Annotated in this window: 9 protein-coding genes and 1 pseudogene; 5 read left to right on the top strand and 5 right to left on the bottom strand. The window is 64.7% G+C overall.

The features are described from left to right. Positions 1-32: 32 nt before the first annotated feature. From M8R19_RS33590 to M8R19_RS29060, 5 genes and pseudogenes are all read right to left on the bottom strand, one after another. Positions 33-926, bottom strand: a pseudogene (locus M8R19_RS33590) (methyl-accepting chemotaxis protein); the annotation flags it as partial. 613 nt (positions 927-1,539) lie between these two features. Next, positions 1,540-3,942, bottom strand: a complete 2,403-nt coding sequence (locus tag M8R19_RS29075) for an efflux RND transporter permease subunit (protein ID WP_249919644.1) — start codon at positions 3,940-3,942, stop codon at positions 1,540-1,542. Continuing rightward, positions 3,942-5,027: a WD40/YVTN/BNR-like repeat-containing protein gene (locus M8R19_RS29070; RefSeq protein ID WP_249919643.1), complete on the bottom strand. Its 1,086-nt coding sequence runs from the start codon at positions 5,025-5,027 to the stop codon at positions 3,942-3,944. Before M8R19_RS29070 ends, M8R19_RS29075 begins: the two co-directional genes overlap by 1 nt. Positions 5,028-5,155: 128 nt before the next feature. Next, positions 5,156-6,511, bottom strand: a complete 1,356-nt coding sequence (locus M8R19_RS29065; RefSeq protein ID WP_249919642.1) for a DUF1329 domain-containing protein — start codon at positions 6,509-6,511, stop codon at positions 5,156-5,158. A 32-nt stretch (positions 6,512-6,543) separates the two neighbouring features. Beyond that, positions 6,544-8,202 carry a DUF1302 domain-containing protein gene (locus M8R19_RS29060; protein WP_249919641.1) on the bottom strand — a complete coding sequence of 553 codons (1,659 nt, stop codon included), beginning with the start codon at positions 8,200-8,202 and terminating at the stop codon, positions 6,544-6,546. A gap of 425 nt (positions 8,203-8,627) precedes the next feature. On the opposite strand from M8R19_RS29060, the gene M8R19_RS29055 reads away from it, so the two are divergent. From M8R19_RS29055 to M8R19_RS29035, 5 genes are all read left to right on the top strand, one after another. Further along, positions 8,628-9,530 carry a LysR family transcriptional regulator gene (locus M8R19_RS29055; protein ID WP_249919640.1) on the top strand — a complete coding sequence of 301 codons (903 nt, stop codon included), beginning with the start codon at positions 8,628-8,630 and terminating at the stop codon, positions 9,528-9,530. Positions 9,531-9,749: 219 nt separating this feature from the next. Continuing rightward, on the top strand, positions 9,750-11,102 hold the full coding sequence (locus M8R19_RS29050; RefSeq protein WP_249919639.1) for an HD-GYP domain-containing protein: 1,353 nt from the start codon (positions 9,750-9,752) through the stop codon (positions 11,100-11,102). 128 nt (positions 11,103-11,230) lie between these two features. Further along, on the top strand, positions 11,231-11,746 hold the full coding sequence (locus M8R19_RS29045) for a sigma-70 family RNA polymerase sigma factor (protein WP_249919638.1): 516 nt from the start codon (positions 11,231-11,233) through the stop codon (positions 11,744-11,746). 31 nt (positions 11,747-11,777) lie between these two features. Further along, positions 11,778-12,788 (top strand): FecR family protein, encoded by a 1,011-nt coding sequence (locus tag M8R19_RS29040; protein WP_249919637.1) that lies wholly within the window; start codon positions 11,778-11,780, stop codon positions 12,786-12,788. A gap of 119 nt (positions 12,789-12,907) precedes the next feature. Continuing rightward, on the top strand, positions 12,908-15,739 hold the full coding sequence (locus M8R19_RS29035) for a TonB-dependent receptor (RefSeq protein WP_249919636.1): 2,832 nt from the start codon (positions 12,908-12,910) through the stop codon (positions 15,737-15,739).

Below are 15,739 nucleotides of genomic sequence, written 5' to 3'. Positions count from 1 at the left end.
TGTAATCAGGAAATAGTAGGACGACCGATACCTTACGCTACCTTGTCCTTTCGTAGGGGGGCCAGTGACGAACAAATCTCCTTGACCCGTCGATAGGCATCGCGAACCCGGGGCGCGGCACGCCCGCGGACGCTCTCCAGCTCAGTGCCACCCCGCCGGGCGATGCCGAGCAGTTCGTCGCGGATCCTCCGGTAGTCGCGCAGCGCATCGCGCAAACGCGCCAGGCCCTCCTTCTGCTGCTCGTCCGCCCAGCCGGCGGCGAGTTCCACCTGGCTGTCCACCTCCCGGTCCAGCGCCTCGATCCTGGCGATGTGCGGCAGCATCTGCTCCACGCTGCGCGCATTGAGCACCATGATGTTGTGCGCCCGCGTCTCTTCGACGGCATCCACCAAGGCAACCAGGGCATCGCCCCCGACGTCCAGGTGGCCAGCGAGCCCCTTGAGCTCCACCAGCCCCAGCATCAGCTCGCGCAGGCCGCTGTTGCAGGTGTTGACCTTGTCGTCCAGGTCGCGGGCCAGATGGGCCACGGTATCCGAGCCTTCGAGCAGGCGCACCGAGCTGTCCGCCTCGCAGGCCGCCCGGTCGGCGATCCCCTGTACCGCGCTGACGGTCCCCTGGGAGGCGCCGGCAATCCCATCGAGCACCGTCGAGGCGCCCATCGCCCGTGCCAGGCCTTCCGCCGTTTCCGTCCGGGCGCGAGCGAGCCCCTGGTCGAGGCGGTCGATACCCTCGCCGATCAGGCCGACGATCTCGCCCACGCTGAGGGTGGCCTGCCCCGTGCGCTCGGCCAGTTGCCGCACCTCGTCGGCGACCACGGCGAAGCCCCTGCCCTGCTCGCCGACGCGCGCCGCCTCGATGGCCGCATTGAGCGCCAGCAGGTTGGTCTGGCCGGCGATGCCGCGGATGATCTCGACGATCTCGCCGATGCGCGACACCTGCTGCCGGACCCTGTCGAACTCGACGCCCACCTCCTCGACGACACCGGCGAGTCCGGTCATGCCCGTGGCCACCTGGCGCACCTGGCCACTGCCATTGGCGGCTTGCTCCCGGGCACGCGAGGCGACCTGGATCAGCTCCTGGGCTTCGCCGGCGGTTCGCGTCGCCTGCTCCGCCATGTCCTTGACCGCCGCGACCGAGTCCACCGCGAGCGCCGACTGGCGATCCGCCGTATCGATCACGTCGGTGAACCCCGAGACCAGGCTGCCGGTGGCCACGGTCAGGTCGCCGGCCAGCTCGCGCATGCGGCCGGCCGCACCGACCTTCTCCTGGAGGATGGCGAGCAGCCGGCCCATGGCGTCCTCCAGGCTCCCTTCGGCAGGCTGCGGATCATTCAGCAGGGCGCGGATGTGCCCGAGGCCCGCCTGCAGCGCCTGTTCCCGCTGCCGGTTGGCGCGCAGCGACCAGGCGCCGGCGAGGACGGCGAGCAGCGCCCAACCCCAGCGCCCGTTCCCCAGGTCGGCGCCTGCCGCCGTGCCGGCCAGCAGTACCACCAGCATTGCCAGCGACCCCTGTCCCAGTCGCATGCCGCGCCCCCCGGTCTCAGTTCCCATGTTCGCTCTGCCGTGGGTGCAGCAGGAAGTAAGCGAGTGCCGGAAGCAGAATCAGGGCGCCGAGCATGTTCCAGATGAACATGAAGGCCAGCAGAATCCCCATGTCCGCCTGGAACTTGATGGGCGACCAGAACCAGGTGGCCACCGCAATGCCCAGGGTGATGCCTGTCAGCACCACGACCTTGCCGGTGAAGATCAGGGCACGGTAGTAGGCTTCGGAGAGCGTCATGCCATCCTTCAGGCGGGCCAGCGTCACCGTCATCACGTACAGGGCGTAATCCACGCCGATACCGACGCCCAGGGCGATCACCGGAAGGGTGGCGACCTTGACACCGATGTTCAGCCAGACCATCAGCGCCTCGCACAGTATCGAGGTGAGCATCAGCGGCAGCACCGCACAAAGCACCGCCCGCCAGGAACGGAAGGCGATGAACGCCAGGGCGATGACCGCCAGGTAGACCAGCATCAGCATCTGCACGTTGGCCTTTTTCACCACGATGTTGGTGGCGGCCTCGATGCCGGCGTTGCCGGCGGCGTTGAGGAAACGAATGTCGGGGCTGTCATGGCGCGCCGCGAAGGCTTCCACCGTGTCGACGACACTGGTGAGGGTGTCGGCCTTGTGATCCTTCAGATAGGCATAGATGGTCAGCAGGTCGCAGTTCTGGTTGAACATCTCCCGCGGCGCGCGGGTGATGATGGCGTTGAGCATGTCCTGCGAGCGCGGCATGTCGTACCACTTGAGGCTGCCCTCGTTCATCCCGGCATTGTCGATCTTGGCCAGCCCGGCCAGCGAGCTGGTCGCCTCCACCCCGGGGAGCTGCTGCAGCTGGCGCTCCAGGGCATCCACCGCCATCAGCGTGCGGTAGTGCGCGCAGGCGTACTGCGGGGTTTTCACCATGACGATGAACACGTCGCTGCTGGCCGCATAGTTGGCCACCATGAAGGCGTTGTCGCGGTTGTAGCGGGAATCCGGACGCAGCTCCGGCGCCCCCGGATCGGTGTCGCCGATTTTCAGGTGGGAGCTCACCGCCAGGCCGACGACGGCAAGCCCAACGCCGGACAACACCGCTGCAGTCGCCCACGGACGCCGGGTGAAGCGATCGAGGAAGGCCCAGAACGGGTGCCTCTTGTGCTTGGCATCGGTGCATTCCAGCAGTTCGGCGCGCAGGCTGCGCTGGGCCGCCACGGCGCTCACCCCGGTGAAGGACAGCAGGATGGGCAGCAATACCAGGTTGGTGAAGATCAACACCGCCACGCCGATGCTTGCGGTAATGGCCAGGTCGCGGATCACCTGGATGTCGATCACCATCAGCACGGCGAACCCGACGGCGTCGGCGAGCAAGGCGGTGAGCCCGGCCAGGAACAGGCGCCGGAAGGTATAGCGGGCGGCCACCAGCCGGTGCGTACCGCGGCCGATGTCCTGCATGATGCCGTTCATCTTCTGCGCGCCGTGGCTCATGCCGATGGCGAACACCAGGAAGGGCACCAGCACCGAATAGGGGTCCAGCTCATAACCGAGCGTCGGCAGCAAGCCGAGCAGCCAGACCACCGCGATCAGCGAGCAGAACACCACCAGCAGGGTGCTGCGCAGGCAGCGGGTATACCAGAACAGCACCAGGGTGCAGATGACGATCGCCACGGCGAAGAACACCAGGACCTGGCGCAGGCCGTCGATCAGGTCGCCGACCACCTTGGCGAAACCGGTGACATGGATGGCGATATGGTCCGACTGGTACTTGGCGCGCAGCTGCTCGATACGCTGGGACAACGCGTGGTAGTCGATGCGCTGCCCCGTTTCGGCGATACGATCCTGCAACGGGATCAGGATGATGCTGGAACGGTAGTTGGCCGCGACCAGTTGGCCGATCTCGCCGGAGCGCTCGACGTTGATGCGCACCTGCTCCAGGCTCCGCGCGGAGCCATCGTAGTCGTCCGGTATCACCGGCCCGCCGTCCAGGCCCTCTTCGGTGACGCCGGTCCAGCGTACCGCCGGCGCCCACAGCGACTTCATGTAGGGACGGTCGACGCCCGGCAGCAGGAAGATCTCGTCGCTGAGCTTGCGCACCGTATCCAGGTAGGCCGCATCGAAAATGTCGCCCTGCCTGGCCTCTACCGCAATGCGCAGCGTGTTGCCCATGCCGGACATCTGCTGGCGATTGTCGAGGAAGTTGACGATGTAGGGATGCCCCGTGGGGATCATCTTCTCGAAAGCGGCATTGAGCGACAGGTTGAATGCCTGGTAACCCAGGACGAGGCTGACCAGCAGGCAACCCAGCACGATGGCCAGGCGATTGTTGAACAGCAGGCGCTCCACGAGCGTCCCCGACTGCCTGTCGAAATCATTCAGGTCGGCGATTACCGCATCGGCAGAAATGGAGTGGACATGATTCATCACTGAGCTCCCGCCAGTTGCTCGCGCAACTCGATACGCGCCAGGCCACGCGCGCTGGACAGCACCAGCGCCCCATCGCGGGCCTCGCCGATGCCGGTAAGGCCGGTTCCCGGATGCACCGGGAGGGCGCTGAAACTGCGCCCTTCGTCCCGGCTACGCAGCAGGCGGCCACTCTCGTCCGCGAGCAGGAGGGAGCCATCGCCCAGGCGCAAGCCGGCAGTCACAGTCACCGGCTGGCCGAGGTCGACCTTCACCCAGTTGCTGCCGCCGTCCTCGCTGCGCCAGGCATTGCCCCGCAGCCCGTAGGCCAGGAGGCGTTCGCCGGTCATGCCGAGGACACCGAAGAAGGTGCCGCCATAGGGGACCGACAGGCCATGGAAACTGGCGCCGCCGTCATCCGAGCGGAACAGCACGCCCTGCTCCCCGGCGATCAGGATGCGCCTGGCGTCGATCTGGATCTGGTAGAGGTGGTTGCCGCGCGGATTGGGAATGCGCCCCACCAGGGAGTGCCAGTTGCCGCCGCCATCGGTGGTGGCCAGGGCGATGCCGTAGGCGCCCACGACGAAGCCGTTGCGGGCATCGACGAAGCGCACGCCCAGCAGGGGCTTGTCCGGGCCATCGTCGACCAGGCGTTGCGCATTGCGCACTTCGGCCGAATCGGTGGCCGCGCGGCTGCGCGCATCGTCGAGGATGATCCTGGCGACCTGGTTGCCGTCGAGCTGCAATTGCCAATGCTCGCCACCGTCGGCGCTGTGCAGCACCACGCCGCTGTGCCCCACCAGCCAGCCCTCGCTGGCGGAAACGAAGTGGACGTCCGTCAGGGTCACGCTCACCGGCACGCTGGCAGCCTGGCGCCAGGTGGCGCCGGCATCGTCCGATAGCAATACGACGCCGCGCTCGCCGACGGCGACGAGGCGATCCCCGGCTCGGGCCAGGGCCAGCTGAAGGCTGTGTTGTGCCCGCAGGCTCTGCTCCGCCGGCAACACCAGCGGATCGGCAACCTGCTCTGCCGCCAGGGCCGGGCGGAGCAGGCAGCCGGAAAGGGAAAGGAGAACACAGGCCAGGGCCCGACGCGAACGGCTCAATTTTTGCGCGTGCATTTCTTCTTCTCGAATCCAGACCTCCCGGTCGCCGCAGGCTTGCCCGCGGGGCTGGGAGATCGTCACTAAGTACACCGGCAACCAGGCGGCCGCCGGTCCTGCAGACCGCGTGCTTAACGAACCCCCTCGGCGGCGACCGAGTCACCGGTGAAATAGGTTTCGGGTTTTCGCGGCACGATGCTGAAGGTCGCCCCGTTCAGCGACTGGGTGGTGCTCATCGTGTTGGCCTGCAGGTTGAAGATGTGCGCCGGCTTCAACCCCAGCATGGGCACCGAGGGCAGCACGAAGGGCGTGACCTGGGTGGTGCGCCAGAGCTTGCCTTCGCTGTCATAGCCATCCATCAGCAACACCATCCAGGAGTCTTCGTCCAGGTAGTAGCGGCGCATCGGCACCGCATGCCGCTTGCCCGCGGCCACGGTGGCCTTCACCTCCCATACGCGGTGAAGCTCCCAGCGCACCTTGTCCGGGTTCAGGTGGTGCTTGCCATAGGCCTCCTCGGGCGAGGCGGTCACTATCTCGTTGTCGTTGTAGGGCACGTACATTTCGCGCTTGCCGACCAGCGTCCAGTCGTAGCGGTCGACCTGCCCCATCAGCCCCATGACCTCGTCGAAGTAGTTGGCGCCCGAGGCGACGAAGTCCGGCGTGTCGTAGGCGACGGTCGGCGCCCGGCGCACGCGGCGCTGCCCGACCAGGTACTGCCAGGCCTGGCGCGCCTGGCTGACGTCGATGCTGTCGCGGAAAACCAGGGACTCGCCGGCCTTGAACGGTGGCGCGGTGGTGCTGAAGCGCTGCAGGAAGTACTCGCCGCTCCACTTGTCCGCCGTCCCGTCCTTGTAATAGTAGGGATACTGGTTGGCCTGGTCGTTCATGGTCGCCAGGCTGCGGGAGCCGTCGGCGGTCAGGATGATGTTCTTGAAATTGGCGACGTTGGTGGCCTCGCTTTCAACCCGCAGCAAGTGGTTCCAGATGGCTTCGGTGCCGGACTGCGGAATGGGGAAAGGTATGCCGCCATAGCACCCCTGCAGAGACTTCCCGCCACTGTTGAGTTTGCATTGGGTCGCGTTCTTCAGGGTGTTGTCATAGACATACTGCGGTGCTGCGGCAGTACGGTGCGTGGGATAAATATCGACTCGGAAGCTATCGGGATACTTCTTCAATAGCGCCTGGGTTCCCTCCGACAACTTGTCGGCGTACTGCGCCATATTCGTCGCCGTGATCTGCAGCAGGGGTTTCTCGCCGGCAAACGGCTGAACCGGAATATCGCCAACCTTGGCGGCGGAGTCGGAAACGCCCTGGGAGCCCGTCCAGGCCGGAATGCTGCCGTCCTTGTTGCCGGCCCTTTCCCCGCCCAGGGGAGTCAGGACACTGTTCAGCTCGGCGGCTTTCTGCGCATCGACGGCAGCCTGCGCTACGGAAGTGGCAGACGCGACAGCGAACATCGCTGCCCAAAGAATGGACTTCTTATACATTGTGATTACCTCGGGTAACCGGAGTTTGGGCGTTAGAAAGTGCGCTGGAGGGAGATCGACACGAAGTCACGGTCGCCGTGGAAGTTGTCGTACGACAGTTCGGGTACCGCCGTGTCGTATTTGATGACCGAGCCGGAAGAGCCGTAGTAATGGTTTACCGTCAGGCTGGCCTGCCAGGTCTTCATGTAGTCACCCTTGAGCCCGACGCTGACATTCCCGCCATGATCGGAAGGGAAAAGAACGCCATTGACCGAAGAGCGCCCACTCAGGCCATAGCTCACGCCGATCGGAACCTGGAGGTCGAGCCCGGGGGCGACCTGGAAATACTCGGGGCTGAAGATGAACTGCAGGGCACTGGCGTCCCGGGTCGCGGACGGGTCCAGTTGGTCGCGGTTATCGGTGATGCTCAGGCGCCGGTTGAAGGCGAACTCGCCCAGGAAGGAAGCGCCGTCCCAGAAGGGCGTGGCGGCCAGCACGCTGATTGCCGAAAGGTTGAAATGCAGGGTCCGCCCGACCGGGTAGGCTGCATGGTTATCGCCATCGGCACCCGCACTGGAAGCGACGATGACCGTATTGCCGCTGGCCACCAGCGGCATGTTATCCCGCCAGGACAGTTCGCCTGCGACATTGGTCTCGCCCACCAGGGTGCTGACGCTGAACCCCAGCGTGCGGATATTCTCCCCGAACACTTCCTCGTAGATGCCGGAATCGGGGTACAGGTAGAACTGCGGCATCTTGTCATGCCACTGCGCCGCATAGATTCCGTACTCGACGTCACCGGAGCTGAACTTGAGCTGCATACCGCCCTGCCCCGAGTTCTTCGGCTCGATATCCCCGCCGCGCAACGCCGATACGCCGGGCCCCAGGATCAGGGACTCGCCGCCATCATCGACAAAGTCGGCAAAGCTGAAATAGCTGCCGGCGGCCGGCAAGCGGCTCTTGCGCCACTCCAGCTGGTAGTAGGCGCCAATCGAAACGTCGGGGCTGAGCTGCAGTTGCCCGGCAACCTGCCCGACCGGCCGCATGATTTCCTTGAACTGCGAGTTGGGAACCGAGAGGGCCTTAATCAGGTCCAGCGAAGTCTGCGCCGCCGCAATACCGTTGGAACCAAAGAAGAGACTTTCACCATAGAGTTGAGTGAAACGCCCCGCCTTGACGTTCAAACTCATGTCGGCAGGGGCGAAGTTCCCATAGACGAATGCATCGAGTAATTCAGCGTCTCGCCCCTGCAGCTTCCTGGTGTCGTCGGTGAACTTGTCATAAGCAACGGAACGGGAATTCACCAGGGCGCCGTCAAAGGCCCCCGGATTGTCGTTGCGCTTGTTGTAGACATCGTCGTACCAGGCCGCGCCACTGAGGCGCATCCCATACTTGTCCTGGTAGCGCAGGTCCAGTTCGGAAAGAACATCCAGCCGGTTCGATATCAGGCCACGCTTGAAGTTAAGGTCGCCATCGTTGGTGTTGGCCTGAACCCCCACGGACTCATCGGCCACTTTGGAATCGGGATTGTGCAAGCGCCAAGCTGCGCTGTATTTGACGGTATTGTCCCAGGAAAGACGAAAGTCCGGACTTCCGGTATCCACCTGAAAAGCCAACGCAACACTGCTTAGCGATACTCCGGCAAACACCCCAGCAACTGGCAGTAAAGTTTTTTTCAGGCCGAACATGTTCAGACAAGCACTCTTGCCCATGTCTTTCTCCTCGAAATCATTATTTTTCTTGTGAGTTTCGTTCCACCCCGAGTGCACTAGCGCACCAGGACGGAGAAGAGTTCGAGTCCACGTTATGGCCCGGGAGAATTACCGTCCAATACCATAAAAAGCCCCGAGAGATACCTAATAGGTATCGCGCCAGGGCTTCGAATGCGCGAAAGGATCACGCAGGCAATCCGCTCGGCCTGGAGTTCGGGATCTTGATCGTCGCCGGGCCGGCCAAGGGAAACGCGTAGCGCAGGCCGGACCTGGCGCAAGTCAGGTCACATCACGAAGCCGCCCTGCCGGCGACGGGCAATGCGGAAACGGCAGGGGTGATTGCTGCCGAGACATACTCTCCAATACTATCGATCAGCCACCTCATTACCTTCACGGTATGGCCTCAACAGAAGAAGAACATCCGCATGGACCTACGACACCTGCGCTACTTCATCGCCGTTGCCGAAGAACGCAACATCGGCCGGGCCGCGACGCGCCTGCACATCTCGCAGCCGCCGCTGACGCGGCAAATCCAGCAACTCGAGGAGGAATTGGGGGTGCAGCTGTTCACCCGCACCCCACGGGGCATGGAGCTGACTCAGCCCGGCGAGATGTTCCTGGAGGAAGCGCGGAATATCCGCTCCGTTGTCGAGCAGGCAACCGAGCGCACCCAACGCGCCGGCCAGGGCAAGCTCGGCAGGTTGGACATAGGTATCTTTGGCTCGGCGATCCTCGGCACCATCCCGCGGTTATTGCTGGCATTCCGCAGTGCGTACCCGGAAGTCAAAGTCATCCTGCACAACATGAACAAGGAAGCCCAGATAGAAGCCCTGAGGCAACGACGCATCGACTTGGGCTTCAATCGCTTCATTGAACCGTCCGACGACATCGCCCGTGAACACGTCGCCACGGAACAACTTTTTCTTGCGATCAACATCAGCAACCCGCTCGCGCAACGGCCAACAGTCCCCTTTGGCTTGCTGGCGGAGCACCCGCTCATCCTGTTTCCAAGCGGCCCGCGCCCAAGCTTCGTCGATAAAGTAATGGGAATGTGCCAACAAGCAGGCTTCACACCGCAAGTCGCTCAAGAGGTTGGAGACACGGTAACCGGTATTGCCTTGGTGGCCAGCAACTTTGGAGTATGCCTGGTTCCCGAGTCCGCCACGGTCCTCACCCTGCCAGGTGTTGTATACCGCCCCTTAAGCGACGCACCCGAAAATGCACCGGTTGACTTGAGCTGCATGTATCGCATGGGCGACGCATCCCCGATTCTCAACTCCTTTCTTGAGACTATTCGGACTAGTAGGAACGGAATCACTTCCCAGTAGTCGTTGATCGACTCTATTGAAGAGCCCACCTTCCAAATCCCTCTGAAATCCGCCGCGTCGCCGCTGCGGCGAATCCGCTCGCACACGCCCCCTTCGCTTCTCATGCACCCTCCAAAGCCACCTCCTCACTCCCCGTCAGGAAGGTGCGTTTGATGTCGGATGTTTCTGGAAGCGAACCGACATGCAGCTTTATCGAACAGCGGCTTCTGCTGTCACTGCATGAATCAGAAAAAATCCTTGAAGAGCTCCGCAGAAACAGAAAACAAGAAAACCATTCCACTGATGCAGATCAATGAAACCGATAAAAATGATGTCATATTGACATTATTCGTAAAGAAAACTGCACAGAGAAAACAACGATTGCGTGGCAAAGACAGGGTAAGGATCGATGTTTGCGAATTGACCGTCGGGATGTATGTGCTGGAACTCGACGAGTCCTGGGAGAACACCCCGTTTCTGTTCCGTGGCTTCCAGATCAGGACCCTCAAGGAACTGGAGCGGATCAGGCAGGTAGCCAAGCATGCCTGGGTCGAGGCCCGATCCCTGCCCGACGGCATCCCCGGGGACACCCACGCGGAGCTTGTGCCACTCATTGGCAAGGTGGATTTCCGGCAGGAGATAGAGCAGGCGCAGCAGACCTGGGGCGAAGCGCTGGAGGTTTCCCGGGGCCTGCTGGACGCGGTGCGTCTCGGCCAGGCCCTGGACATCCCCGGGGTCAAGCGCACCATCGAGAAGTGCGTCGACAGTATTCTGCGCAACCCCGCGGCAATGCTCTGGCTCACCCAGATCAGGAACAAGGACGACTACACCGCCGAGCACTCGCTGAGAACGGCCATCTATGCGATTTCCCTGGGCCGCAGGCTCGACATGCTGCCACGGGAGCTGGTCGATATCGGCATGTGCGGCATGCTCCACGACCTCGGGAAGATCAAGGTTCCGCTACCGATACTGACCAAGAACGGCCGGCTGTCGGCGGACGAATACCTGATCATGCAGACCCACGCCGACAGCGGCCGCAAGCTGCTCATGAGCACCAGCGACATCCCGCCGGCGGCCGTCGATGCCGCCTACTGCCACCATGAGCGCCTGGACGGCAGCGGCTATCCCCGGGGCCTGCGGCACGACAGGATTCCGCAGGTGGCGAAGCTGGTGGCGATAGTCGACACCTACGACGCCATCACCAGCGACAGGGTCTACAGCAAGGGCCGCTCCAGCCTCGAAGCGTTGCGGGTGATATTCGATGCCTCCGGCACGCATTTCGACGAGGAGATGGTCGCGCACTTCGTCAAGCTCATCGGCATCTACCCGCCGGGCGAGATCGCCGAGCTGAGCAATGGCGAAGTTGGCATCATCATCGGCTGCCCGCCCGGCAACAAGCTCAAGCCCAAGCTGCTGAGAGTGCTGGACGCCGACAAGCAGCCCTGCCGGGAACGGGTCGTCGACCTGGCCACGAACCCGAAGGACGACCAGGGAAAGCCCTATTACCTCTACCTGGTCCACCCCAGCGGTGCCTTCGGCATCGACATCGAGCACTACCGCAGGAAGGGCCTGCTCGTTCCCGAGAACCTTTAGCCGAATCCAAGTGCCGACCTGTTAATCGCGCCCCGGCCCATCTGGCGCTTGCCGCCGTTTACTGAGATGATAATGATTCCCATGTTCGATTAAACCTCCTCCCCCGCGCCCCTCAGACTCCCGGCACCGTGACAGACCCAGGCCAACACAAGCTGCAGCTGTTCCTCACCCACCGTACCGCGCTGGTCACCTATGCCACGCCCATCGTCGGTTGCAGGGCACACGCCGAAGACGTCGTCCAGGAAGCCTGGCTGCGCTTCGCTAGCGCCGAACTGAGCGTCGCCCAGTTGCATCAGCCCAGCGCCTACCTGTACCGCATCGTGCGCAACCTGGCGCTGGACTTCGTGCGTCGTCCGCTGCATGGGGAACGGCAGGCGGCGGACGACGACTTCTTCGACTTCCTCAGCGACCCGCGTCCCTCGCCGGAGCAGATCGCCCTGCAGCGCGAGGAGCTGCAGCGCGTGCACCGCGCGCTCGACGAACTGCCCGAGCGCACGCGGCGCGTCTTCGAGCTGTACCGCCTGGAGGGGCTGACCCTGCAGGCCATCGCCGACCAGCTGGAGCTTTCCGTGGGGATGGTCCACAACCTGGTGCGCCAGGCCCTTGGCCACTGCGCGCGGAACCTGACCGACGATGGACAATGAAGCCTGGCGCCGCGGGCGCAAGCGCCCGACAATGTCCCCCTCCGCCCCCATGGATGAGCAGGACCGCGTGAGCGAGACCGACGAGCGAGACATACCCCTGGACGACGATCCGGTCTGGCAGCAGGCCATGGACTGGCTGATGCGCCTGCGCGACGCGCCGGATTCGATGGAACTGCGCCGGGCCTGCCGCGCCTGGGCCGAGGCCGACCCGCGCCACGCCCAGGCGCTGCGCCAGGTCGGGCGGGCCTGGCAGCTCAGCGGCATGCCTGCCGGAAGCGCGCAGACGCCGAGGCCAGCGCCCGAGGCCGCGCCTGCGGCTCCACGGCCTCGACAGCGCAGGCGCTGGCCATTGGCGCTGGCCGCCTCGCTGCTGCTGGGCGTGCTCGCCTGGGCCCTGCAGCCGGACGATCCCGACCGCTTCAGCGCCCGCGCCAACCGCGAACTGCGCCTGCCCGACGGCAGCCAGGTCTCCCTGGCCGCCGGCAGCCGCCTGGAACTGGCGTTCAGCGGCGACCGGCGGCAGGTCCGCCTGGTGCAGGGAGAGGCCTTCTTCGACGTCGCCCACGATGCTGCGCGGCCCTTCAGCGTCGAGGCCGGCGATGGCGAGGTGACGGTGACCGGCACCGCCTTCGACGTCCGCGCCGAGGGCAAAGCCTGGGAAGTGGCGGTGGCGCGCGGCTCGGTACGCGTCCAGCCGCCGCTGGACCTGCCGCCGCGCCAGTTGGGCCCCGGTGACCGGCTGCGGGTCGAGCTTCCGGGTGGGCAGGCGCGCCAGGAGAAGGTTCCCGCCGAACAGATCGGCGCCTGGCGCCAAGGCCAGTTGCTGGCCAACGACACGCCCCTGCCCGACCTGCTGGAGCAACTGCGGCGCAATTACCCGGGCGTGCTGCTGGTGGACGAAAAGGCCTTCGCCGGCAAGCGCGTCACCGGTATCTACGACCTGCGCGACCCACGCCGCGCGCTGCAGGCCATGGTCCGGCCATTCGGTGGCGAAGTCGGTGGCTGGGGCCCGTTGTGGCTGTCGGTAAATCCTAGGAGATAAGAAATTTCATGCGGCGATTGAAAAAATCGCCGTAGGTTACGTCATTGAGCGCTGAACACGACTGAGAGTCGTTATCAACTGCAACTGGCGCCTCGCGCGCCTTTCGGAGACAGCGCTCCATGAATCTCAACGGGAAGTCCGTAGCCCGCGGCTGCGGCCGTTTCTACCTGCCCCTGCGCCGACTCGGCGGCATCGGCCTGCTCTGCCTCACCCCGCTCGCTCCCCTGCCCGCCTGGGCCGCTACCCCGCCCCAGGACGACGAGGCGCCGCTGGAGCACCAGCGGCACTTCGAGATTCCCGCACAATCCCTGGCCTCCGCCCTGCTCGTCTTCGGCCAGCAGAGCGGCCTGCAGGTCAGCGCCGACAGCCAGCTGCTGGAAGGCCTGCGCAGCCCGGCGGTTGCCGGGCGGATGAGCGCCTGGGATGCCCTCGACCGGCTGCTGCAGGGCAGCGGCCTGCACTGGCGCTACGGCGAGCCCAACCTGGTCTCGCTGTTCCGCGTCGACCTGAGCAATGCCGTCTCCGCCGGCGACATGTGGGTGCGTGCCCCGCGGATCCGGAACTTCCAGGGCGAGATGGACTTCGACCGCGAGATCATCGAGCGCATGCCGGCCGGCAATGGCGACATCACCAGCCTGCTGAAGATGAACCCCAACGTGCAGTTCGACGACGCCCAGCTCAGCAGCAAGACGCCCGGGGAGATCGACCCGGCCAACGTCAGCATCAACGGCGCCAAGTACTGGCAGAACCTGTTCCTGGTCGACGGCGTGAGCATGAACAACGACCTCGACCCGGCCGCGGACGCCAGCAGCGCCGTCTCCATGACCGACGTGCCCGGGCGCAGCCAGGGCCTGGCCCTGGACACCGACCTGCTGGAGTCGGTGAAGGTGCTCGACAGCAACGTCCCGGCCTCCTATGGCGGCTTCAATGGCGGGGTGATCGAGGCCAACACGCGGCAGCCGAGCCGCGAGCTGCACGGCAAGGTCTCGGCGCAGATGAGCCGCTCGGAGTGGACGCGCTACCACATCGACCAACGCGACCAGCAGAACTTCGAGGACTCCACCAGCTACGCCAACCAGCCGGAGTTCGACAAGCTGGTCCTGCGCAGCACCCTCGAAGGCCACGTGACCGACGACTTCGGGCTGCTGCTCAACTATTCCTCCAAGCGTTCCACCATTCCACTGAAGGGCTACAACGCGAACACCTACGATGCCCCGGCCGAGGGCATGGACAAGGACCAGACCCGGCGCATCGACAACTACTACCTCAAGGGCGTCTGGCAAGCCCGCGAGGACCTGAGCTTCGAGGGGGCGCTGACCTATGCCCCGCAGGACAACCGCTACTTCATCGTCAACGGCCGCGACTCCATGCTGGACATCAAGTCCGGCGGCTACCAGGCCAACCTGCGGGCGATCTGGGACGCCTCCCTGGCCGAGGTCACCCAGACCGTCGCCTGGTCGCGCATGGACAACTCCCGCGACAGCGAGAAGGACTACTTCAAGGGCTGGCGCTGGTCGCCGGAGAAGAACTGGGGCGCCCCCGGCGCCAGCAGCGCCACGGTGCTCAGCTCCGAGGGCAACTACGGCGACATCGAGCAGCGCCAGACCACCTGGAGCTACAAGCTCAACGCCGACTGGCATCCCTGGCAGGTGCTGGGCAGCCAGCACAAGGTGCAGACCGGCCTGGAGCTGACCCGGCAGAACGCCTACTACGACCGCCTGGAGGAATTCCGGTACGGCTCGCTGCTCAAGGTCACCAGCACCTGCAGCGAAAGCGACTGGTGCTCGCTGAGCCCGACGCCCTACTTCGCCGGCAAGGGCCAGGCCTTCACTCAGCTGAACGTCTACGAAGCCGGCAAGATCGAGTTCGACACCACTGCCTGGGCGCTCTACACCCAGGACGAGATCGCCATCGGCCGCCTCACCCTGCGCCCCGGCCTGCGCCTGGATGGCGACGACTACATGGACAAGAAGACCCTGGCCCCGCGCTTCGCCGCCGAATACGACCTGTTCGGCGATGGCCGCACGCGCTTCACCGGCGGCGCCAACCGTTACTACGGGCGCAACATGTTCGCCTATCGCCTGTACGACGGCCGCAGCGCCCTGCAGTACAAGCTGACGCGGGCCAGCGGCGGCGCCGACTGGGGCTCGCCGGTGCGCACCCTGAACAACACGCGCTTCAACCAGCTGGACATCCCCTACGACGACGAATGGACTCTGGGCATCAGCCAGATGCTCTGGAGCACCGAGTTCGCGCTGAAGTACGTGCACCGCGACGGCCGCGACCAGATCATCCGCACCCAGGGCCGCTACCTCGGGCAGCCGGCCAGCGACGACCTGAGCACCAGCTACTACACCTACACCAACGGCGGCAGCAGCGAGAGCGACATCCTCACCCTGACCGTCACCCCGCAGCGCCGCTTCGAGCTCGCCGGCACCAGCAGCCTGCTGCAGCTGGCCCTGGACTGGACCGACGTGACCAGTTCCAACGTCGACTACGCCACCGCCGTCAGCGAAACCGACCTCGCCGACCCGATCATCCAGTACGACGGCAAGTTCATGCGCTACTCCGAACGCCCGGCGGACAACTTCAACCGGCCCTGGACCGCGCGCCTGACCACCATCACCGAAATCCCCCGGGCCAACCTCACCTGGAGCAACTTCCTGCGCTACCGCGCCGGCTACCGGCAGATTCTCGATACCGGCAAGAAGGTGGACTACCAGGGCTCGCCGGTGGAAGTGTGGGAGGAAGAAGACCAGTCCGCCGCCCTCACCTGGGACCTGCGCCTGGCCTGGGAGCAGCCCACCGCCAAGGACCAGGCGCTGTTCGTCAACCTCGACGTGTTCAACGTGCTCGACAAGGTTTCCGTCAGCAGCGTGAACAGCAGCAGCGGCATCCCCACCTACGAGGTCGGCCGGCAGTTCTGGGTGGAGGTGGGTTATCGCTTCTAG

Origin of the sequence: Pseudomonas sp. R3.Fl (genome assembly GCF_023516765.1) — a bacterium.
In the GTDB taxonomy this organism is placed as follows: Bacteria; Pseudomonadota; Gammaproteobacteria; order Pseudomonadales; family Pseudomonadaceae; genus Pseudomonas; species Pseudomonas citronellolis.
This window is presented reverse-complemented; position numbering and strand designations above follow the sequence as displayed.